A 21,131-nucleotide genomic window follows, 5' to 3' on the forward strand; every position below is an offset into this window, starting at 1 on the left:
AAAATGAACCGCAGTTTCAAAAATTGATGATATCCAATAGACGTCCGTCCGGCCGATCTTGTATGGTAGGGCTCTCTTTCTGACAGCGTGACCGCGCGTCGGGCTGTCTCTCCTGAGGAAACGTAATGAAGAACTGGAAAACGAGTGCGGAACAGATTCTGACTACCGGCCCGGTTGTGCCGGTGATTGTCGTCAACAAGCTGGAACATGCGGTGCCGATGGCCAAAGCGCTGGTCGCAGGTGGCGTGCGCGTGCTGGAAGTGACGCTGCGCACGCCGGTGGCGATGGATGCGCTGCGGGCAATGATCAAAGAAGTTCCGGAAGCGATTGTGGGTGCCGGCACGGTGATCAATACCCAGCAGCTGAAAGAAGTGACCGACGCCGGCGCGCAGTTTGTCATTAGCCCGGGGCTCACTGAACCACTGCTCAAGGCGGCGGTGGAAGGTCCGGTGCCGCTGATTCCAGGCATCAGCACCGTGTCGGAACTGATGGTCGGCATGGATTATGGTTTGCGCGAGTTCAAGTTCTTCCCGGCAGAGGCTAACGGTGGCGTCAAAGCGCTGGCGGCGATTGGTGGTCCATTCCCGCAGGTGCGTTTCTGCCCGACCGGCGGCATTTCACCGGCCAACTATCGAGACTATCTGGCGCTGAAAAGCGTGCTGTGTATTGGCGGTTCGTGGCTGGTGCCAAACGATGCGCTGGAGAGCGGCGACTGGGATCGCATTACGCAGCTGGCGCGTGAGGCTGTGGCAGGTGCGGCTTCACCCCGCTGATCGCGAATAGCGCTGCCGCGTAACTGCAACGCGGCAGCGGTCAATTTTTGCGGGTGGTGATGGCGCTGCGTCACCACCCGGTCAATCAGCCCTGAACCTGCACGGCTGCGGCGCTGGCAATGGCGCGGGCCACGGCATCATCGGTGCTGTCACCGGTCGCCAGCGCGACACCCAGACGGCGCTGCCCCGCAATTTCCGGCTTGCCAAACAGACGCAGCTGCAAACCGGCGCCAAGTGCGGCTTCCACATTCACAAACTGCACGTTGTGGCTATCGAGCTGTGGCAGGATCACCGCCGAAGCAGCCGGACCGTACTGGCGAATGCCGCCAATCGGCAGGCCGAGGAAGGCGCGCACGTGCAGCGCGAACTCAGAGAGATCCTGCGAAATCAGCGTCACCATACCTGTATCGTGCGGACGTGGAGAGACTTCGCTGAACACCACCTCGTCGCCGCACACAAACAGCTCCACGCCAAACAGGCCGTAACCGCCGAGCGCTTTCACCACGTTAGCGGCGATGTCCTGTGCGCGCCGCAGGGCCAGTTCGCTCATCTGCTGCGGCTGCCAGGATTCACGATAATCACCGTCTTCCTGACGATGACCAATTGGCGCGCAGAAGTGGATGCCGTCCACCGCGCTGATGGTCAGCAGGGTGATTTCAAAATCGAACTTCACGACGCCCTCGACGATCACCCGGCCCGCGCCCGCGCGTCCGCCTTGCTGCGCGTAATCCCAGGCGTGATCCAGCTGGCTGGCTTCGCGAATGAAGCTCTGGCCTTTACCGGAGGAGCTCATTACCGGTTTTACGATGCAGGGGAAACCGATCTCGTGCGCGGCCGCGACGAAACGCTCTTTGCTATCCGCAAACTGATAGGTTGAGGTCGGTAACGCCAGCTCTTCTGCCGCCAGACGGCGAATGCCTTCGCGGTTCATGGTCAGACGTGCAGCACGGGCCGTCGGCACCACTTTTTGCCCCTGCGCTTCCAGCTCCAGCAGTTTTTCGGTGGCGATGGCTTCGATTTCCGGCACCACAAAGTGGGGCTGCTCCTGCGCAATCAGCGCCGCCAGTGCGTCACCGTCCAGCATGTTGATGACGTGGCTGCGATGCGCAACGTGCATCGCCGGGGCATCGGCATAGCGATCGACGGCGATCACTTCCACCCCGAGACGCTGACACTCCAGCGCCACCTCTTTACCTAATTCACCTGAACCTAACAGCATGACACGCGTTGCGGCAGGACGCAGCGCGGTTCCAAGAGTCGTCATAATTTCACCTTAGCAGTCAAAATGCGCGCGCAGTATAAACGAAAACGTTTGCGCACTCACGCATTGCGCACGTCCGGCTTTGCCATACTTTGCCGGCTCTGACGTTAACTGACACAGCGTGCGGCAGCATAGTGAGCGGAAACTTAAACAGGAGTTAAACGATGAGTAACTGGCTGCAGCAAATTCAATCGGTTCTGGCAAAGAAGGGCGGTGACGGCAAATCAGGCGGCCTGAGCGATATGCTGGCACCCGGCGCGCTGGGTGGCCTGGCGGGTTTACTGGTTGCCAGCAAATCGTCGCGCAAGCTGTTAACCAAATACGGTGGCACCGCGCTGCTGGTCGGTGGCGGGGCGGCGGCAGGCGCGGTGCTGTGGAATAAATACAAGCAGCGCGTGCGGGAAACCCATCAGGGTGAGCCTGCGTTTGGCCAGCTGCAGACGCCGCTCGACCAGCGCGCGGAGCGACTGGTCACCGCGCTGGTGTTTGCTGCGAAAAGCGACGGGCACATTGACGATCGCGAGCGCACGGCCATCGAGCAGAATATCCATCAGGCCGGTTACGGGGCGCAGGCGGAAGCGCTGATTCAGCAGGCAATGAACCGTCCGCTCGATCCGCAGTGGCTGGCCGCCGACGTGAAAAACGAAGAGGAAGCGCTGGAGCTCTATTTCCTCAGCTGTGCGGCGATCGATGTCGATCATTTCATGGAGCGCAGTTATCTCTCCGCGCTCGGTGATGCGTTGAAAATCCCGCAGGACGTGCGCGACGGTATTCAGCGCGACATCGCGGCGGAAAAAGCGGCCTGAGTCACGCCGGAGGCGGTTGCGGCGGCCTCCGGTTACACTTCGCGTGCGTTTCCGGCTTGGCTTCCTCAGCCAGAAGTGCCACGCTTGCAGGATGTCGTCTTTCAGGGAGAAACTCTGTAATGAATCAGCCGCAAGCGAAAAAAATCCCCCACCACATGACGTTACACGGCGAAACGCGCACCGATAACTATTTCTGGCTGCGTGATGATGACCGGCAAAACCCCGAGGTACTGGCTTATCTGGAGGCGGAAAACCGCTACGGTAAAGCGATGATGGCTTCTCAGGATGCGCTGCAGGATCGGGTGCTGAAGGAGATCATCGATCGGCTACCGGCGCAGGACCACTCGGTACCGTACGTTAAACGCGGCTACCGCTATCAAAGCCGTTACGAAGTCGGCAATGAGTACGCGGCCTATTTCCGCCAGCCGGTGGATGCGCCCGCCGACCAGCCGTGGCAGCTGCTATTAGATGGCAACCAGCGCGCCGCGCACAGTGATTTTTACACCATGGGCACGCTGGATATCAGCCCGGATAACCAGGTGATGGCGCTGGCGGAAGATTTTCTGTCGCGCCGCCAGTACGGCATCCGCTTTCGTAACCTCAACAGCGGCAGCTGGTATCCGGAGGTGCTGCGCGACGCGTCCTCCAGCGTGGCGTGGGCCAACGACTCACGCACCCTCTACTACGTACGCAAGCATCCGAAAACGCTGCTGGCTTATCAGGTGTGGCGTCACGAACTGGGGCATCCGCAGTCGGAAGATCAGCTGGTGTATGAAGAGCAGGATGAGTCTTTCCACCTCAGCGTGCATAAAACCACCTCGGAACACTTCATCCTGATCGCGCTGTTCAGCACAACTACCAGTGAAATTCTGCTGATTGACGCGGAATATCCGGACGCACAGCCGCAGGTGTTTTGTCCGCGGCGGCGCGATCATGAATACAGCATCGATCACTATGATCACCAATTCTTCATTCGCTCCAACCGCGACGGCAAAAATTTCGGCCTGTACCGCAGCGCGTGGCTGGCAGAAGATCGCTGGCAAACCCTGATTCCGCCGCGCGACCACGTGGTGATGGAAGATTTCCAGCTGTTTCGTAACTGGCTGGTGGTAGAAGAGCGTCAGCGCGGGGTTAACACGCTGCGACAGATTAACTGGGCGAGCGGTGAAAGTTACGGTATTGCCTTTGACGATCCGGCCTATGTCACCTGGCTGGCCTACAACCCCACGCCGGAAAGTGACTCGCTGCGCTACGGCTACTCGTCGATGACGACGCCGACTACACTGTTCGAACTGAACATGGAGACCGGCGAGCGGCGCATTCTCAAGCAAACCCCGGTGCCGGGCTTTGACTCTGCCGACTACAAAAGTGAACACCTGTGGATCACGGTGCGCGACGGCACGGAAGTGCCTGTCTCGCTGGTTTATCACCGCAAACACTTTCAGCGCGGCGCCAATCCGCTGCTGGCGTACGGCTACGGCGCGTATGGCAGCAGCATGGAGGCCAGCTTCGGCACCAGCCGCATCAGTTTGCTGGAGCGCGGTTTCATCTACGCGATTATCCACGTGCGCGGCGGCGGCGAGCTGGGCCAGCAGTGGTATGACGATGGCCGGCTGCAACATAAAATGAACAGCTTCACCGACTTCATTGATGTCACTGAAGCGCTGGTAGCGAAAGGCTACGGCAACCCGCAGCAGCTCTACGCGATGGGCGGCAGTGCCGGAGGCTTACTGATGGGCGGCGTGCTGAATATGGCACCGCAGCTGTTTCACGGCGTAATCGCTCAGGTGCCGTTTGTCGATGTGGTCACCACCATGCTCGATCCGTCGATTCCGCTGACCACCGGTGAATATGATGAGTGGGGCAATCCGGAGCAGGCGGAATTCTATCGCTACATCCGCCAGTACAGCCCGTATGACAACGTGACGGCGCAGGCGTATCCGCACCTGCTGGTGACCACCGGGCTGCACGATTCGCAGGTACAGTACTGGGAGCCGGCGAAGTGGGTGGCAAAGCTGCGTGAGCTGCGCACCAACGATGCGCTGCTGTTACTCTGCACCGATATGGATTCCGGCCACGGCGGCAAGTCAGGACGTTATAAATCCTATGAAGGCGTGGCGCAGGAGTTCACTTTCCTGATCGCTCTGGCGCAGGGCACGCTGCCGCCACGCAGCGATTACTGAGTGTCCTTAACGTATTTGCGCAGCGTCTGCCGCAGCGGCGCGCGCAAATCACGTACGTTTTCCAGTACCCAGCGCAAATAGCCCGGATCTTTACGCGCGATGCTGCCGATGCTCTGACCGCGATACTTACCAAACGGGAACACCTCGTCGCTGACCGGCGCCGGCTGGCAGCGACTCACCATCTCGCTGGCGCTCCAGCCGGAGGTTTCCATAATGCGGATCAGCAGCGCGGCGGTGACGTAGCAATCGTACAGCGCGCGGTGCGCGTGCAGATCATCCGGCGGCGACACCTCAAGTTTGAGGCTGTGGCGCAGCGCCTGATTACCGTATTTAATGCCCGGCCACAGCTGGCGCGCCAGCGTCATGGTGCAGATCCATTCGCCCGGCATCGTCGGCAGCATGCGTCGGTCAAAGCTGGCGTTATGCGCCACATAGTGCGGGCTACCGTGATAGCGGCCAATCGCCTCTTCGATGGTCGGTTTGCCTACCACCATGGCTTCAGTGATGCGGTGCACCGCCATCGCCTGACGACTGATGGGCCGATCCGGGCAGATCAGATCGCTCATCGGATTGACGATCTGGCCGTCAATGACATCCACCGACGCCACTTCCACCACGCCGCCCTGCAGGCCACAGGTTTCCGTATCGATTACGCGTAACATAAATTATTTCTGCTTAGGTTCGTAGGGCAGGCGGGAGAGACTGAGCGATGCCTGGCGATAGGCCATCAGGCGCTGACGGAACCAGTCGCGCAGCGCTTCCGGCTGCTCGCGCTCCACCATCTCGGCGATCACCGGCATGTTATAGCGCTCTTTAAACGCCACGCCAGCGGCGGCGAGATCGACGTTTACTTTGTCTTTCTCTTCCTGCGACAGCAGGGCAAGGTTTTGGCTCATGCTTTTCTCCTGATAAACAGGGGCAAAAATAATGGTTTCGCCCTGCTGGATCAAGGGAATTGGATCGCACCGCAAGTCTCGACAGCCTAAAAGCAGCGGCGTATCCTGCTGCCACATTTGCGGCGCAGTGCCGCAGTTAAAAGGGAATACGTGATGATGAAAACTGCATCCAGGCGCGTTATCGCGCTACTGCTGGCGGGCGCGACGCTGGGCTTCAGCCAGCTGGCTCTGGCACATGCCCACCTGAAAGCCCCGGTGCCGGCGGACAACGCCGTGGTGGAGCGCGCGCCGCAGCAACTCACCCTGACATTCACCGAAGATATTGAACCGGCATTCAGCGGCGTGGAAATGATCAACGCGCAGCAACAACCGGTGGCGCTGGAGAAAGCCCAGCTGAATCCGCAGCAGCACGATCAGCTGATTGTGCCGATCGCCCAGCCACTGGCGTCGTGCCAGTATCAGGTCAACTGGCACGTGCTGTCAGTGGACGGCCACAAAACGAAAGGTAGTTACAGCTTCAGCGTGAAGTAATGAGTCTTAGCGCGTTATGGATCGGCCTGCGGGCGCTGCATTTTCTGGCGCTGTTTCTGCTGACCGGCAGTGCATTTTATACCGCGCTGCTGGCGCCGGCGCGCTACCGACCGGTGCTGGCACAGCGCTGGCGGCGGCTGATGGGATACAGCGCCGTGCTGAGTTTACTCAGTGCGCTGTTGATGCTGGCGGCGCAGACCGGGCTGATGAGCGGCGACTGGCGCAGTATCGCCAGCATCGACGTCTGGCTGGCGGTGCTGGGCACGCGCTTCGGCGCGGTGTGGCGCTGGGTTATCCTGTTTGCCCTGCTCAGCACGCTGGCGCTGCGCCTGCGTGGTAATTTGCGCCAGCAGGCGTTACTGGCGACTGCGCTGTTGCAGCTGGTGGCACTGGCGGGCGTCGGCCATGCGGCGATGCGCGACGGCATGGCGGGACTGCTGCAGCAGGGGAATCATGCGCTGCACTTGATCGCGGCCGCCTTCTGGGCCGGTGGTCTGCTGCCGCTGCTGCTATTAATGCGCGAGGCGCGTAACATTGCCTGGCGCACCGATGCCATTCGCAGCATGATGCGCTTTTCACGCTATGGTCATCTGGCCGTGGCGCTGGCGATTGTTACCGGCACGGTCAACAGCCTGCTAATTGCCGGTACGCCGCTCAACTGGACCGCCACGCTGTGGAGCGAGCTGCTGGTGAGCAAAGCGTTGCTGGTGGCACTGATGGTGCTGATTGCGCTGCTTAATCGCTATCTGCTGGTGCCGCGTTTTCGCCTGGCCGCCAGCCGGGCACCGAAACTTTTTATCCGTCTGACGCAGCTCGAGCTGCTGCTGGCGTTGATTGTTATCGGGCTGGTGAGCGTGTTTGCTACGCTTTCGCCGGCCTGAATCTGTTAAAAGATGAGATGAGGTCGAGATTTTGCTGAAGAAACTGATTCCAGCTGGGTTATTGATGGCGTTGTGCAGCCAGGCGTTCGCCGGGCAGATTATCACCGTCAGCCGTTTTGAAATGGGCAAAGATAAGTGGCCGTTCACCCGCGAAGAGGTGATGCTGACCTGCGAGAAAGATGGCGCGCTGTTTGCCATTAACCCCAGCACGCTGCTGCAGTATCCGCTGAATGATAAAGCGCTGGCGCGCGGCAATGCCGGGCAGGGCACATTGCAGTCCATCGATACCATCCTTGCCGCCGATAAAGCGCATCCCGGACAAAAGATGAGCCTGCAGCCGATCGTCGATCGCGCCCAGCAGCTGTGCGGTAAATAATCCCTGCATTTTCAGGCGTAGCGCACATTTTTGCCGCTGCGCCTGCCAGCCGTTAGTGCCAGCCCGATCACAGAGTTGGCAGCTTTTGCCGGCGGCGAAGCCCGCTGGCTGGAAAATCACCGATGCTGGTCTACTTTTAAAAGGCAAGGCGTCCTCGCCTGCAAAAATGCCAACTTTTAGCGCACGGCTCTCAACGAGCCATTTCCCTGGACCCGATACAGGAATCGTATTGGGTCTTTTTTTATATCTATGTTATTAAAGGATATTTTTCAGGTTTGTGCTAAGATGTCCGAAATTTTCCGAAATATTCATACACGGGTTAAATCATCACGTATTCCTGACCGCGTCAATCCCGATACTTTTTGGTCCTGGACATGTTCTTGTAGCCTGGCAACCTTTGCGCAAATTTTCCCTAATTCTCCGCTGCGTATAAGCGGCATGTATTTCACTGACACCAGACTCTTAGACGCTACTTATCGCTCCTGAATGCCAACCACTCTGCCCAGCAATTTTCAGGGTCTATATCCCGGTAGCCGCGGCTCTCCGCCATCGCCAAAGCAGTTTCACTATCCAGACTGATAGCTGTCGCATCGTCTCTGATGCTATTTACTTCATCCTCAGTCAGTGGGCTGCCTTTCTCACTCTCCCTGCTAAGTAGAAGCGTGATAAGCGGGGGAACAAAAATTATGCTCATTTATCCGCATCCTTATGACAAATCGGGTTGGTGTGCAGATTCTGGGTTTTTCTGGGCTTCATAATTTCGTCGTATATTTATTATCATGATGTAAAAGTCGTACAGATCCTACGCGTCTTCCGCTTCATTTCATAAGGTAACGGTACCTGCAACTTAAAGATAAAACGGGTCAATGCCGCGCGGACACTGCAGCGCGATACTTCTGTAATGCTCCGGGTAAAGCATGGCATGAAAGATTGCATTTAAGTAAGTTTTTTATTGCCTCAAACTACATTATTTCTGCGCTAAGCGATTGTTGCAATTCATAATTGCTTTCAGCAAGTGGTGAAACGCGACGTTGCCGGTCGCTATATCATCAGCACCTTCGACCTCATCAAAGAACTTGACCGCCTGAGCTGGCATCAAACACTGCGGGTGGCCAATCAGTGGATCGAGATGCACACCACGGTGCTCCGAGACATCATGACCACAGCAAAACTCTAAATGCCATGTACATCTACTCTTTATCAGACAAAATGGCAGTCGTGGCCGCAGCAAAATAATTATTTTAAATGCCTGAGGCTTTCAGAGATTAAAATAGTGACTGATTCTATCCACTTAAGACTTTAAACGCGGTGCGTTGACCGTTTCGTTACACCTTTAATTGGCCATTAAATTTTATTAGCGCTTGTGTTTACCCGCCAGACGTGCGTTAATGCGTCTCCGGTCTGATAAGCAGACAGTCCCATAGTTAGTTCGTTTTGTATCTCTCATCTGTGTTAGTGCCTTTCCTGTGCCTTTCTCTTTGAGTTTTATCTCAGGTTCTGATGTGTCGCTGCGGTTCAGCCTCTAATGCCATATGGCTCATTATCAAGGTATAAACATGTCAAATAAAATGCTCGGTACAGTAAAATGGTTCAACGCTGAGAAAGGTTTCGGCTTCATTTCTCCGGAAGACGGCAGCAAAGACGTTTTCGTCCATTTCTCTGCCATTCAGGGAACTGACTACCGTTCACTCGATGACGGTCAGAAAGTTGAATTCTCTGTGGAAAACGGCCCTAAAGGTCCGTCAGCTGTTAACGTTACAGGTCTCTGATTATTACAGTAATTAATGCTATGAGATGCCCACAATGTCAGGGCTCTCAATATCGCCAGTCCGTTTTTGACAGGAACAGGCAAAATCCACTCGGCGCAAAATGTATTTTTTGTAAGTCGATTATGATTGCCATTGCCTCGTCGTTGTATGTGATGAAAGAAGCGAATTAATTCAGTTGTGTTATTCATGTGGCGAAATAAATTAATAACCACACCTGATGACTAACGCAGCGAGTACCCTATTATTGGTCACCTTCGGGTGGCCTTTTTTATGGTTACTAGCTGAAGCCTGGCGATAAGCAAAGCGTAAATCGCTGACTAATTTACTTCTTACGCTTAATTCACAGATGCGTGATAAACCCGCCGGGCTGAAGGATAACGCTACTAAACTAGTTATTACCCAATGTGGGGTATGGAGGTGCTTATGTCAGAACGACCCGATGATGTCACTCCGCTGCCTGATGATGCGCAGGTGCCCGGCGAAGAGCCGCTTGATGACGATGATGATACCGGCACCGGATTGCCTGAAGACGATGGGCAAAAACCGATCTAATCGATAAACCTCCCGCGGGAGGTTTTTTTATCATGTGGGTATTGGCTGTGGTGGAATCAATAGCTTCCCCAATCATCCACATTTCCATTCAGCGCGGTGGTTTATGCTGTTCACGTTGAGGCGTTTTTCTTCGCGCGCCGGGTACGCAGATATTCTTCCAGATAAGGCAGCAGTTCAAACACCACGATTGCGCACAGTACGCCAATAATATAACCCTGCGGCAGCGGATCGGCACGTAGCGTAAGAGTAAACCGGGGCGCTTCATTGCCGACCCCAATTAGCGCGAGAAATTGCGGCCAGTGACGGGAGATCACCAGTAGCAGCGCCATCAGCGGCACCATTTCGAGAAAACTGTGGATGTGTTGTTCGACCGGCGTCACTTTTCTGCTTTTCACCGCATAGCTGACGTCCCACAACGCAGTGGCTTCATGACAAAAAAACAGCACGATCATTAGCGCAATAATCAGCGCATTCACCTCAAGAAATAATGCCAGCAGCAGCGGAGTGCCCATCTCCAGAAACATTAAAATATGTATCCACGTTTCTTTAACGCCGGAGGTATGCTCTATTTCTGTTGCACGATGACAAAGCCAGTCGGCAAAGCCAGCAATAAGCCAAACCGGTAGGGCAAAATAGAGTAACAGCAAAATTTGTGGATCAAGACTGTGCATCAGCATATCCTTTATTTCAGCGTAATAACCAAGCATAGCCATGAAAATTTAATCAGGGTAATGGTGGTGGGCGTTAATTAAGCCAGACGTAAAAATGCCGCCGGTAATAATACCCGGCGGCAATAAGGACAATAAATTTTCAGGGCAGGGCGCGGTAAGTACTGATGCCGCTAACGGTCAGGCCTGCGGTTGGCCTACCGGTCCCTTACTCATTGGACCGCCGGGCACCGGTTGTTCTGCAGGGACATTAGGACGTCCGTCCGGACCAATTGGCCGTTCAGGTTGCTGACAGCCAGCCAGCGCGGTCAGGGTGGAGAGGATTAACAGACTGGCAAACAGGCTCTTCATGCAATGATTTCCTGCGAAGGGGATGATAATGTCCGCCGCACACGCGACGGCGGACCGGAGAATAATGCATTAAGGTTCTTCGATACGTGCAACATCCACACGGGTATTCTCGCCCCGGCCATAGACTTTGCCGCTTACCCGTACCTGATCCTCGGCGTTATAGGTTTTGCCTTTGAAGGTATCGGCTGCAGCCTTAATGGTCACGGTGCCGGTGCTGTCGCGAAACTGATAATTATCACCGCTTAGCTTTTTAACGATATAACCTTCCAGCGTGACATAGCCGCCCTGACGAAAATCCCGAATCTGTTCGATATGCGTCTGGCCAGTGTCTTCAGAACCTTTATAACCGGCGTCCTGTTGTTTCTGCGGCGGCGGGGTTTTACCGCCCTCAAAGCCGCCCTGTTCAGCGATAGCGCCCAGACTAAACACCATCAGCAGTGACGCCAGTACCGTTTTTTTCATCATAATCATTCCCTCTTGATTGCAACATTCCACAATGACTTAAGCCTGGCACAGGATCGCGCATCGCGGGAGCCGTTACGCTGAATCGTTATTTAGCACGCTGGCCGGAATGTCGATGCGATCGCCCAGCGACCAGCGTTTCTGCCCTAGCACGCGCTGCGGCGTGGTGTCCGGTACGTTGAAATAGTAACCGGCGGCGCCGTTATCGTCGGGCTGCGCTTCGAACAGCGTGTCCGGACGGATGCCCATCTCATTGAGGTCGTCGTCGCTTAACGCAAGGTAGGTGGCTAATGCAGACTGGCTCATGGCTTTCCTCCTGTCTTATGGGTACGTATTCAGTTAAGCATCGATTGGTATTTATGCCATCGGCTGCGCTTAATGCAGGCGGTGATGATTTGACGAACGGCAGATGCTGTTCTTGACTGAGTCGTACAGGCATTAAATTGAGGTCGCTACCATGACTGAGCTATTCCATATTATTTCCGTCGGTACCCTTGTTGCCGGACTTTATTTGCTCAATTAGCGCATTTATTAAGCGCAATAACATTGCGTGAGATAATACGCAAGTGACGTTGTCACATACGATGCATTGGCATGCTGAGCGCAACGCAGCGGATATTTGCAGCAGCCAGCCACAGCGAAAAATGGTATAACAGGGCGCATTGATTGATGGCCGCTTAACAGGATTTCGCATGGCAGCAAATACACACTATCTTCTCTGGGTAATGATTGGCACGCTCACCATTCTGAGCATTTTTATCGGCGCGATTGTCGGTCAGGCCAAAACGCCGCGCACCGGTTTGCTGACCTTTGCCGGTTTGTTTGTCGGTTTTATGCTGGCGATCTTTTTAATCACGCGTTAGGCATAGATTGGCCATAGCAGTAGTGTGATTGTGATATGCACCGTTGACTCAGCCAGACAGCGTGCCAGATCAATAGTTGAGAATGATAGTTAATATCATTTAACTTGTTCGGAATAATCTTAAGCGTTACAGTAGGTGCCGTCCCTTACAGAGCTAACACCTTGATTGAGTGCCGGAGATAAGCGCCGGGGGGAATTTTCACAGGGCTGCAGGATGCAGCCACTGCTGAAAACCTTACAGCGGCCTGCGCGCCGCCAGCAAAAACAGCATCGGACGCTCGCGCTCCTCGTCCAGCGCCGGATTCTCCGCTACCTGCTGTACATCCGGACCCCACTCATCCAGCCGTTCAATCACCAGACCGGCGGCAATCAGCGCATTGATCCACGTTGCCAGCTTGCGGTGCTGCTTCTTCACGCCAGCGGCAAACCAGTTGCTGATCCTTTCCCCTTCCTGCTGATACTGATTGACTGGCCAGCTGCGCTGCCCGGCATCATCAATGAACCACTCCTGCTGACGCGGAGCGGTATAGATCGGGTGCTCGCATGAAAACACCAGCGCGCCGCCGGGACGTAACGCATGAAAAATTGTGGCAAACAGGGCGTCGATATGACTGAGATAGTGCAGTGCCAGCGAACTGTACACCACGTCAAAAGTGCTGCTGAGCTGCAGGGTTTCGAGATCAGCGCGCTGATAAGTGATGCCGGGCCGATCGGTCATGGCAGCGGCCTGCGCCAGCATTTTTTCTGACACATCCAGCCCCACAACTTCACGCGCGCCTTGCTGCTGCGCGTAACGACAAAACCAGCCGTAGCCGCAGCCCAAATCCAGCACGCGCTGGTCACGCAGCTCAGGCAGCATTGCCCGCAGCGCGGGCCACTCGGGCGCGCCGTCCAGTCCGTTGACCGAACGCGGCAGGGTGGCGTAGCCAGCAAAAAATTCGGGGTTATCGTAGATATTCTGACTCATGGCGACTCCTTTCAGTAAGATGCAAAGGAGTGTAAGCGTTTAGCGCGGCATGAAACACCGCTCAGCCAACAAAAAGCAGATGCACCAGGCGCGCGAGCGACTCCAGCAGCAGCAGGCTGCCAATAAAAATCATCACGAGGATGCCAACAAACTGTTTCCGACTGCTCACGCTGATGCCTCCGCGGCTACCCCTCACCGGACTATACTTTATGCCGGGTTTACTAAACTTCCAGTCAACCGGGGCAGATTACATGTTTTATCAGACGCTGCGTGCAAATAACTGGCGCAATATTTGGGTGGTCGGTGATTTGCACGGCTGCCGCGCGCAGCTTGATGCGCAGCTGCTGCGGCAGGGCTTTGATCGGCAACAGGATCTGCTGCTATCGGTCGGGGATTTAATCGACCGCGGGCCGGACAGCCTCGGCTGTCTGCAACTGCTTGAAGAGCCGTGGTTCCGCTGCGTGCGCGGTAATCACGAGCAGATGGCGCTCGATGCGCTGCAGGGCGACGATCCGATGCTGTGGATGATGAACGGCGGGGACTGGTTCTGGCAGCTGAGCGGTGCGCGGCTGATTGCCGCGCGTCATGCGCTGAAGCGCTGTGCCGAACTGCCGCTGATATTACATCTGCAATTCGAGGAGCGCGTCATCGTCATTGCTCATGCCGACTATCCTGCCAGTGCCTATGCACTGGGACAGGATGTCGACTGGCATCAGGTCGTCTGGAGCCGCGACCGGCTCGCTCGCCATCAGCGCGGCCGCTCGCAGCCGATCGCCGGCGCCAGTGCGTTCTACTTTGGCCATACGCCGCTGGAGCAGCCGCTTAACGCCGCGAATCAGCATTACATTGATACCGGCGCGGTATTTGGCAACCGGCTGACGCTGGTGCAATTGCAGTAATGGTTGTTAACGGAACAGCCGGCCGTCGCGCACCAGTTCACGCGGATAGCTGTTTTTGATGCGGCTTCCGACGCGTTTCGCCAGGCCCAGCGGCTGCTGCTGGTAAGTGACAATCACCTCATCGCGCACGGGCGGCGTGTCGGGATGGATATCCTGACCGCGATACCAGCTTTCCGCCTGCGCTTCGTCCAGTTCGAACGCCAGCGCGCTGTCCGGTTGCGCCAGCGCCACCACCGCTTCATGCTGCCAGCGAAAGCCTTTCGGGAAGGTTTCCGCCAGTTTGAGACCGATACGTGAGAAACGCACTTTGCTGAGCCAGCTCTCCAGCGCCGCCGGGAACAGCCACAGCTCTTTGTCGCGCTGCCACAGCGTCAGGCTCTCATCCCAGTGCAGTCCCACCTTGTGCGCGGCCTGCGCCACCTCCGCCACCAGCTTGCGGCTGGCAGGCGAGAAGGGCAGCTTGCCGAGTTTGTAGGTCGGCGCCGGCAATGGCGGCACGCTGGCAGTTTTGCGCAGCCGCGCGACGAAAAAGCCTTCGCTGTCGAAGATATGCGGAAACACGTGCAGGAAGCCTTCCGGCGTCAGCGCGCGTTCGGCGCCAGCGAACAAATCGTTGAGCGGCACAATTTCCAGCGCCTGCGGATAGCGCTGCTGCAGCCAGGCAATCACCTGCTGGTTTTCGATAGTATTGAGCGTACAGGTCGAGTAAATCAGCGTGCCGCCCGGTTGCAGCGCGTGAAAAGCGCTGTCAATTAAATCGCGCTGGGTGGCGGCGATGGCCTCGGTGCTGGCCAGCGTCCAGTTGCGCAGCGCGTCAGCATCTTTGCGCACCACACCCTCGCCGGAGCAGGGCGCATCCAGCAGAATGGCATCGAACTGTTCCGGCAGCGCGGCACCAAAGACGCGCCCGTCAAAATGGGTCAGCGCCACATTGCTGACGCCGCAGCGGCTGATATTGGCATGCAGCACTTTCACCCGGCTGGCGGAGTATTCATTGGCGAGGATCGCGCCCTGATTGCGCATCAGCGCGGCCATCTGCGTGGTTTTAGAGCCCGGCGCAGCGGCCACATCCATCACCTGGCGGACATCCGGCGCGGCGTCAAACAGCGCGCTGACCGGCAGCATTGAGCTGGCTTCCTGAATATAGAACAGACCGCTGAGGTGTTCCGCGACGCTGCCGAGCGGCAGCGATTCGTCATCACGCGCAATCCAGAAGCCTTCCCGACACCACGGAATCGGCGTCAGCTGCCAGCCGTAGCCCGCCACGCGCGTGAGAAAATCCTCCACGCTGATTTTCAGCGTATTGACGCGCAGACTGCGGCGCAGCGGCTGCTGACTGATGGCGAGAAAGCGTTCGAGTTCGGCCTCGTCGGCCAGGCTGGTGCGCATCAGCGCGAGAAAATCTTCAGGAAAACGATCGGACACGGATATCTACCGGACTAACAAAGTGAGGGCGAAGTGTAACGCCGAGCCCGGCTCAGGTACAGCCGTGCGCAATATCCCCGGCGCAAATAAGTCGGGCAGCCCGCAGGCTGCCCGTTGTCTTAGTTTGGCGACGGAATCGCCGTGCCCCAGTTGCGCCACTCTTTTGGCGCTTCATCCTGCAGCAGGAAGTGCTTGTCGGCACCGGCCTGTGGCGCCAGCGGCACCGTCGGTGGTGTGGCAAACTGGATGCCGCCGCGAATGAACTGCTGGAAGGTGCCGGTTTTCACCACGCCGCCAATCAGGCCAAAGTCGAGGTTATAACCGGAGGCCAGCCAGAACACCGAATTGTTGCGCACCAGATGCTGATACTTTTTGCTGATGCGCAGCGCGATTTGCACGCGGTCGGCCATGTTACCCAGCGAAGTGCCGGTTACCGTGCCGACTTCTACACCGCGGAACAGCACCGGCGTGCCAATCGACAGCGATCCGGCTTCGGTAGTATCCACATAGATGTTCAGCCCGTTAAGGTAACGCGAGTCGGTAATGGTGCTTTCCTGCAGCTCAAAGCTGCGCGCCAGCGCGCCTTTGCCCGGGTCCACGTTCACATACGGCTGCAGCAGCGTTTCCAGGTGATTAACGCCGGCGGGCGAAATCTCCGGCGAGACAACAGAGAAGCGGCTGCCGATGCGCGCGAAGTCCTGCACATACTCCGGATAGAGCACCGCTTTCGCCACCACCTGGTTGTTATCCTGGCTCAGCGCCAGCGACTCCACCTGACCGACGTTGATGCCGAGGTAGCGGATTGGCATGCCTGCCGACAGTTTGCTGGCATCAAAGGTGTGCAGGGTAATCTGGCTGCCCACCGCACGCGCGGCGGTTTCAGACGGATAGAGCACGCGCTTAGCGCCTTTCGCCGCCTGCGCGCCCGTCAGGTTATCAAAGCTGATTGCGCCTTTCAGCGCGCGGTTCAGCGGTGAAGCCTGCACGGTCAGACCGCTGCCGTTAAGCTGGACTTTGGCACCACCTTCGGCCCAGAACACGCTTTCGCTGGTCAGCAGCTTGCGATACTGCGGCTGGATATGGACCGAAATCTCAAACGCATCGGCGCGCGGCACCACATCCACCACTTCACCGACCTGGAACTTGCGGTACAGCACCACCGAGCCGGCCTGTACATCCGGCAGGCTGTTGGCGGTCAGTTTGAGCGTGGTCGGCGGCTGATCGCCGGTAATGCCTTCCGCCGCGCGCTCTGAGTCGGCGTACAGCGGATAGCGGCTGGACGGCTGACCTTTCGCACCCGGCACCAGCCGGATACCGCCGTCGACCCATTCGCGCGCGCTGGCACCCAGCACCTGCATGCCGTCGAGGCCAAATTTAACGTCGAGACGGCTGTTAACGATGAACTTACTGTCGGCGTGTACCAGCTGGCGGTGCTCCGGATTGATGGCCGCCACAAAGCTGATGCCGTTTTCATCCAGCCGGCGCGAAATTACCTGGCCGATCTTCACGCCATACAGCATTACCGGCTGTCCGGCGTCGATACCGTAGGTTTCCGGCGCGCTGAGCTGAACGGTGAGCACATCCGGCTTCTGCAGCAGCGTTTCGCTGGCCGGCAGCACGCTGAAGTGATCCTGCGGCTCACCCTCGCCCGGGACCAGTTCCAGCGTATTACCGGTCAGCAGGCTGCTCAGGCTGGTGTCGGTCAGGCTGAGTTTCGGCGCGCGCATCTCAATCCGCGTGCCGCTGCGCATCAGGCCGGTGACGGAGGGATCGATCGTCAGCTCGCCGGACACTTTGCCGCCCGGCAGCAGCGTCAGTTTGGTCAGGGTGCCCACTTCCAGCCCCTGATACATCAGCGGCGTGCTGTCGGCTTTCAGGTTGTCGCCGTTGGGCAGATCGAGCGAAATCAGCACGCCGCGCTGGCTGTGTGCCAGATCCGAATAGAGCTGATAGTTTTGATCGCTGTTGGCCTGTTCGCCGCTGTCCGGCGAGTCAAAGGCAATCGCGCCATTCACCAGCGCGGCCAGGCTCTCCAGCTTCACTTTGGCGCCGCTCAGGCTGACATCGGCGTCAACGCCCGAGACATTCCAGAAGCGGCTCTGTTTTTTCACCAGGTTGGTAAAGCGCCGCTCAATCAGCACATCGATGGTCACGCCATCGGTATTACCGTTGATGCTGTAGTCATAGACGCGGCCGACCGGAATTTTACGATAATAGACCAGCGAACCGGTGTTGAGCGAGCCGAGATCGGGCGCGTGCAGGTGAATCAGCAGTTCGCCGGTGTTTACCCGGTATTTCGGCTGGGTATCCAGCGCGGTGAAGTGATCGCGCTCTTTGCCGTCGCCGGGCATCATGCCGATGTAGTTACCGCCCACCAGCGCATCCAGCCCGGAGACGCCCGCCAGCGAGGCTTTTGGCGTCACCAGCCAGAACTGGGTGTTCTCCCGTAGCGCATCGCGCATGTCGCTCTTGATGCTGGCTTTGATCTGAATGCTGCGATAGTCATCGCTCAGCACAATGCCCTGCACGGTGCCCACTTCCACGCCCTGATAGCGAATCGGCGTGCGGCCCGGCACGATGCCGTCCGCGGTCTGGAAGTTGATGGTGATGGTGGTGCCGCGCTCCTGATAATTGGTCCATAACAGCCAGCCGGCAATCAGCAGGGCGATAATGGGCAAAAGCCAGAACGGCGAAATCTTGCGTTTATTACGCAGATTAGCGCTAGTCGGTGTAGTCGGCGTTTCCTGTTGCATGTGCATCCCAGATCAGGCGGCTATCGAGCCACTCAACGGCCATAATGGTCAGGATGACTGCCGCGCCAAAGTAGAAGGCGGCAGGTCCCATGGTAAAAGCCAGCAGCTGGTCACGATTGACCAGCGACATGGTTAAAGCAATGACGAACAGATCCAGCATCGACCAGCGGCCCACCCAGGTGACGGCACGCAGCAGACGGATGCGGGTTTTCAAACCCTGTTCACACTTAAAATGGATGCTAAGCAACAGTGTCAGCATCACTAACACCTTGGTAAACGGCACCAGAATACTGGCGATAAACACCACTGCCGCCACCGGCACGTTACCGGAGGCGAGGCCAAGAATCCCGGAGAAAATGGTGTCTTCGCGCCGCGCACCGTTGACGTACACCACCGAAATCGGCAGCAGGTTAGCCGGGATCAGCAGCACAATCGAGGCGATCAGCGCCGCCCAGGATTTTTGCAGGCTGTGGCGGCGGCGAAAATCGAGCGGCGTATGGCAGCGCGTGCAGCGTCCGCGTTCATCGGGCATACCGGTATGGTGGCAGTTCAGGCAAACCTGCCACCGCTCGGGCGGTTCGTGCGGCACCGACTGCGGGTAATAATGTTCCCACAGCTCCTCCACGTTGAGATGAATCAGCGTCAGGAGGCTCATGATGGTCAGCGCGATATAGGCGACCAGCCCGTAGCCGACTTCCAGCGCGGCATAATCCTGCACCTTAATCGATGCCACCGCCACGCCGACCAGATAGATATCCAGCATCACCCACTCTTTGAGCTTCTCCAGCATCAGCAGGACCGGGCGCAGGTTCATGCCGAGCGCGTGGCCAATCCACAAATAGCAAATGCCAGCCACCAGCGTCACCGGCGCGCCAATCGTGCAAAACGCCACCATGGCGGCTGTAAGCACGTTGCCCTGTTGCGCCATCTGCAGCACGCCCTCCAGCAGGCTGGCGTTGATGCGCATGCCAAGCAGGCGGATATCCACCAGCGGCAGGCTGAAGGCGAACGGCATTAGTACGATCATCGTGACGGCCATGGCGGTGAGCCGCGTCATTGACCAGTCGCGACCGTTCTGAATACGGGCATGACAGCGCGGGCAATAAGCCGACTGATGCGATTTCACATCCGGTAAGGAAAAAAGGGTATCGCATTGCGGGCAACGCTGATAACGTGCGTGGGGCAACGTCTGGCTGATGGCGTGAATTTTCATAAATGACGCAAGGGGCCCATTGTTCGTTACAGTTACCGGCATGCGGAGCAGAGCTCGTCTGTCTGCATCAATCTATGGTACGAGAATAGTCTCAAGCATAGCGTGCTAAGGGTATAGTAACTAACACAATGATTCACCTTGTGGGGTTGGATTATTAGTGCTTATTTTAACAACTGAGTGACAACAAGGTCACGCCAGTGATGAGTTATGGTTAAACAATGAACAAAAAAGCCTTTTACGAGGATTTAAATCGCGATGTCCGCGCACTGTTAGCGGGCGAAACTTCTTTCCTGGCGGCGCTGGGCAACTGCAGTGCGCTGCTGTTTGAACGCCTGGAAGGGGTTAACTGGGCAGGCTTCTATCTGCTGACCGAGCCGGAGACGCTGGTGCTGGGTCCGTTCCAGGGCAAAATCGCCTGCGTACGCATTCCGGTGGGTAAAGGCGTATGTGGCACCGCGGTTGCGGAGGATCGCGTGCAGCGGGTTGAAGACGTGCACGCTTTCCCGGGGCACATTGCCTGCGACGCCGCCAGCAACGCGGAAATCGTGATTCCTCTGAAAGTGAATGGCACGATGGTCGGTGTTCTCGACATCGACAGTACGGTTTATTCTCGCTTCGATAGCGAGGATGAAGCGGGGCTGGTAGCCCTTACCGACGGGCTTTGTGCAGTGCTGGCGAACAGCGACATTGAAAAATTTCTTCAGCTGACGCGCAGCTAATCGACTGGATCACATAGCATTTGGCGATGTTGTCATTATAATGTCGCCTGTTCATGCCTGCTCTGGTCGGCAAACCCGTTGTAATCAGGAAATTTCATGGAAAATCAACCTAAGTTGAACAGCAGTAAAGAAGTCATCGCCTTTCTGGCGCAGCGTTTTCCGCACTGCTTTAGCGCCGAAGGTGAAGCGCGTCCGCTCAAAATCGGTATCTTTCAGGATCTGGTGGAGCGCGTTCAGGGCGAAAACAGCCTGAGCAAGACGCAACTGCGTTCGGCCTTACGCCTTTATACCTCAAGCTGGCGTTATCTTTACGGCATTAAAGCCGGTGCCACCCGTGTCGATCTCGACGGCAACGCCTGTGGCGTGCTGGATGAGCAGCACGTAGAACATGCGCGCAAGCAGCTGGAAGAAGCCAAAGCGCGCGTGCAGGCGCAGCGCGAGCAGCAAAAAGCGAAAAAACGTGAAGCCGGTGAAGAGACCGCTGAGCGTCGTCCGCGCAAGCCTGCTGCCCGTAAAGCGGCGGAGGGTGACGCACCGCGTAAGCCACGTCCACAGGCACCGCGTGCTGCGGCCGGTGAGCGTCAGGCTGCTCCGCGTCCACCGCGGGCAAAACCCGTCACTGACACTTCAACGTTGCAAGCGGGTCAAAACATCAAAGTCAAAGCAGGCAAAAGTGCAATGGACGCTACCATCCTGGAAATTACCAAAGATGGCGTCCGGGTCCAGCTCGCTTCCGGCCTGGCAATGATTGTGCGCGCAGAACACTTGCAGTTCTGAAACGGAG

Annotated in this window: 26 protein-coding genes; 14 read left to right on the forward strand and 12 right to left on the reverse strand. The window is 57.1% G+C overall.

The window, feature by feature from the left end; genetic code table 11:
* The first annotated feature begins 125 nt into the window (after positions 1-125).
* A complete protein-coding gene (locus tag F3I21_RS00460) occupies positions 126-773 on the forward strand; it encodes a bifunctional 4-hydroxy-2-oxoglutarate aldolase/2-dehydro-3-deoxy-phosphogluconate aldolase (RefSeq protein WP_058757515.1) in 648 nt (215 codons plus the stop codon).
* 85 nt (positions 774-858) lie between these two features.
* Here F3I21_RS00460 and purT read toward each other — a convergent pair whose 3' ends face one another.
* Entirely contained in the window at positions 859-2,037 is a 1,179-nt protein-coding gene (purT, locus tag F3I21_RS00465) for a formate-dependent phosphoribosylglycinamide formyltransferase (RefSeq protein WP_150057889.1), read from the reverse strand.
* A gap of 161 nt (positions 2,038-2,198) precedes the next feature.
* Here purT and F3I21_RS00470 point away from each other — a divergent pair, with 161 nt between their 5' ends.
* Positions 2,199-2,840 carry a tellurite resistance TerB family protein gene (locus F3I21_RS00470; RefSeq protein ID WP_021509983.1) on the forward strand — a complete coding sequence of 214 codons (642 nt, stop codon included), beginning with the start codon at positions 2,199-2,201 and terminating at the stop codon, positions 2,838-2,840.
* Between the two features lie 119 nt (positions 2,841-2,959).
* Positions 2,960-5,023 carry a prolyl oligopeptidase family serine peptidase gene (locus tag F3I21_RS00475; protein ID WP_150057891.1) on the forward strand — a complete coding sequence of 688 codons (2,064 nt, stop codon included), beginning with the start codon at positions 2,960-2,962 and terminating at the stop codon, positions 5,021-5,023.
* Here F3I21_RS00475 and exoX read toward each other — a convergent pair.
* Positions 5,017-5,685, reverse strand: coding sequence for an exodeoxyribonuclease X (exoX, locus tag F3I21_RS00480; protein WP_021509985.1), 669 nt, complete (start codon positions 5,683-5,685; stop codon positions 5,017-5,019). The genes F3I21_RS00475 and exoX overlap by 7 nt on opposite strands.
* A gap of 3 nt (positions 5,686-5,688) precedes the next feature.
* Positions 5,689-5,919 (reverse strand): DNA polymerase III subunit theta, encoded by a 231-nt coding sequence (locus tag F3I21_RS00485; RefSeq protein ID WP_010616356.1) that lies wholly within the window; start codon positions 5,917-5,919, stop codon positions 5,689-5,691.
* Between the two features lie 153 nt (positions 5,920-6,072).
* On the opposite strand from F3I21_RS00485, the gene copC reads away from it, so the two are divergent.
* The 3 genes from copC to F3I21_RS00500 are packed head-to-tail and all read left to right on the forward strand — an operon-like array spanning position 6,073 to position 7,707.
* The gene (copC, locus tag F3I21_RS00490; RefSeq protein ID WP_150057894.1) at positions 6,073-6,450 is read left to right on the forward strand and encodes a copper homeostasis periplasmic binding protein CopC; all 378 of its coding nucleotides are present in this window, start codon (positions 6,073-6,075) and stop codon (positions 6,448-6,450) included.
* Positions 6,450-7,331 carry a copper homeostasis membrane protein CopD gene (gene copD / locus F3I21_RS00495; protein ID WP_150057896.1) on the forward strand — a complete coding sequence of 294 codons (882 nt, stop codon included), beginning with the start codon at positions 6,450-6,452 and terminating at the stop codon, positions 7,329-7,331. The genes copC and copD overlap by 1 nt, the downstream gene beginning before the upstream one ends.
* A gap of 28 nt (positions 7,332-7,359) precedes the next feature.
* Positions 7,360-7,707: a YebY family protein gene (locus F3I21_RS00500; RefSeq protein ID WP_059009741.1), complete on the forward strand. Its 348-nt coding sequence runs from the start codon at positions 7,360-7,362 to the stop codon at positions 7,705-7,707.
* A 469-nt stretch (positions 7,708-8,176) separates the two neighbouring features.
* Here the strand turns inward: F3I21_RS00500 and F3I21_RS23295 are convergent, their stop codons facing one another.
* Entirely contained in the window at positions 8,177-8,401 is a 225-nt protein-coding gene (locus tag F3I21_RS23295; protein ID WP_150057898.1) for a hypothetical protein, read from the reverse strand.
* A 324-nt stretch (positions 8,402-8,725) separates the two neighbouring features.
* Here F3I21_RS23295 and F3I21_RS00510 point away from each other — a divergent pair, with 324 nt between their 5' ends.
* The 4 genes from F3I21_RS00510 to F3I21_RS23490 all read left to right on the forward strand — a co-directional run bounded on the left by F3I21_RS00510 (position 8,726) and on the right by F3I21_RS23490 (position 10,028).
* Positions 8,726-8,884, forward strand: coding sequence for a hypothetical protein (locus F3I21_RS00510; RefSeq protein ID WP_223815598.1), 159 nt, complete (start codon positions 8,726-8,728; stop codon positions 8,882-8,884).
* Between the two features lie 379 nt (positions 8,885-9,263).
* Positions 9,264-9,476: a cold shock domain-containing protein gene (locus F3I21_RS00515; RefSeq protein WP_150057903.1), complete on the forward strand. Its 213-nt coding sequence runs from the start codon at positions 9,264-9,266 to the stop codon at positions 9,474-9,476.
* Between the two features lie 20 nt (positions 9,477-9,496).
* Positions 9,497-9,646 carry a hypothetical protein gene (locus F3I21_RS23300; RefSeq protein ID WP_223815600.1) on the forward strand — a complete coding sequence of 50 codons (150 nt, stop codon included), beginning with the start codon at positions 9,497-9,499 and terminating at the stop codon, positions 9,644-9,646.
* A gap of 253 nt (positions 9,647-9,899) precedes the next feature.
* Positions 9,900-10,028 carry a hypothetical protein gene (locus F3I21_RS23490; protein ID WP_021510004.1) on the forward strand — a complete coding sequence of 43 codons (129 nt, stop codon included), beginning with the start codon at positions 9,900-9,902 and terminating at the stop codon, positions 10,026-10,028.
* Between the two features lie 110 nt (positions 10,029-10,138).
* Here F3I21_RS23490 and F3I21_RS00520 read toward each other — a convergent pair whose 3' ends face one another.
* From F3I21_RS00520 to F3I21_RS00530, 4 genes are all read right to left on the reverse strand, one after another.
* Positions 10,139-10,699 carry a diguanylate cyclase gene (locus F3I21_RS00520; protein ID WP_223815606.1) on the reverse strand — a complete coding sequence of 187 codons (561 nt, stop codon included), beginning with the start codon at positions 10,697-10,699 and terminating at the stop codon, positions 10,139-10,141.
* 177 nt (positions 10,700-10,876) lie between these two features.
* A complete protein-coding gene (locus tag F3I21_RS23110) occupies positions 10,877-11,047 on the reverse strand; it encodes a hypothetical protein (protein WP_058774586.1) in 171 nt (56 codons plus the stop codon).
* Between the two features lie 69 nt (positions 11,048-11,116).
* On the reverse strand, positions 11,117-11,509 hold the full coding sequence (locus F3I21_RS00525) for a YgiW/YdeI family stress tolerance OB fold protein (RefSeq protein WP_058757753.1): 393 nt from the start codon (positions 11,507-11,509) through the stop codon (positions 11,117-11,119).
* 75 nt (positions 11,510-11,584) lie between these two features.
* Complete coding sequence (locus F3I21_RS00530) at positions 11,585-11,815, reverse strand: hypothetical protein (protein WP_021510007.1); 231 nt, start codon at positions 11,813-11,815, stop codon at positions 11,585-11,587.
* Between the two features lie 386 nt (positions 11,816-12,201).
* Here F3I21_RS00530 and F3I21_RS23115 point away from each other — a divergent pair, with 386 nt between their 5' ends.
* Positions 12,202-12,372 (forward strand): hypothetical protein, encoded by a 171-nt coding sequence (locus F3I21_RS23115; RefSeq protein WP_165899336.1) that lies wholly within the window; start codon positions 12,202-12,204, stop codon positions 12,370-12,372.
* 234 nt (positions 12,373-12,606) lie between these two features.
* Here F3I21_RS23115 and F3I21_RS00535 read toward each other — a convergent pair whose 3' ends face one another.
* The gene (locus tag F3I21_RS00535) at positions 12,607-13,338 is read right to left on the reverse strand and encodes a trans-aconitate 2-methyltransferase (protein WP_058757750.1); all 732 of its coding nucleotides are present in this window, start codon (positions 13,336-13,338) and stop codon (positions 12,607-12,609) included.
* 251 nt (positions 13,339-13,589) lie between these two features.
* On the opposite strand from F3I21_RS00535, the gene F3I21_RS00540 reads away from it, so the two are divergent.
* Complete coding sequence (locus tag F3I21_RS00540) at positions 13,590-14,237, forward strand: metallophosphoesterase (protein ID WP_127834766.1); 648 nt, start codon at positions 13,590-13,592, stop codon at positions 14,235-14,237.
* 6 nt (positions 14,238-14,243) lie between these two features.
* On the opposite strand, the gene rsmF is transcribed toward F3I21_RS00540, so the two are convergent.
* The 3 genes from rsmF to yebS all read right to left on the reverse strand — a co-directional run bounded on the left by rsmF (position 14,244) and on the right by yebS (position 19,628).
* Positions 14,244-15,668 carry a 16S rRNA (cytosine(1407)-C(5))-methyltransferase RsmF gene (gene rsmF / locus F3I21_RS00545; RefSeq protein ID WP_150057905.1) on the reverse strand — a complete coding sequence of 475 codons (1,425 nt, stop codon included), beginning with the start codon at positions 15,666-15,668 and terminating at the stop codon, positions 14,244-14,246.
* A gap of 113 nt (positions 15,669-15,781) precedes the next feature.
* Positions 15,782-18,415, reverse strand: coding sequence for a PqiB family protein (locus F3I21_RS00550; protein ID WP_058757747.1), 2,634 nt, complete (start codon positions 18,413-18,415; stop codon positions 15,782-15,784).
* A complete protein-coding gene (gene yebS / locus F3I21_RS00555) occupies positions 18,384-19,628 on the reverse strand; it encodes a membrane integrity lipid transport subunit YebS (protein WP_058771236.1) in 1,245 nt (414 codons plus the stop codon). Before yebS ends, F3I21_RS00550 begins: the two co-directional genes overlap by 32 nt.
* Positions 19,629-19,846: 218 nt before the next feature.
* Here yebS and F3I21_RS00560 point away from each other — a divergent pair, with 218 nt between their 5' ends.
* Complete coding sequence (locus tag F3I21_RS00560; RefSeq protein WP_150057907.1) at positions 19,847-20,347, forward strand: GAF domain-containing protein; 501 nt, start codon at positions 19,847-19,849, stop codon at positions 20,345-20,347.
* A 96-nt stretch (positions 20,348-20,443) separates the two neighbouring features.
* The gene (gene proQ / locus F3I21_RS00565; RefSeq protein ID WP_010616374.1) at positions 20,444-21,124 is read left to right on the forward strand and encodes an RNA chaperone ProQ; all 681 of its coding nucleotides are present in this window, start codon (positions 20,444-20,446) and stop codon (positions 21,122-21,124) included.
* The last annotated feature ends 7 nt before the right edge of the window (positions 21,125-21,131 follow it).

It is taken from the genome of Pantoea sp. B_9 (genome assembly GCF_008632015.1).
GTDB lineage: Bacteria > Pseudomonadota > Gammaproteobacteria > Enterobacterales > Enterobacteriaceae > Pantoea > Pantoea dispersa.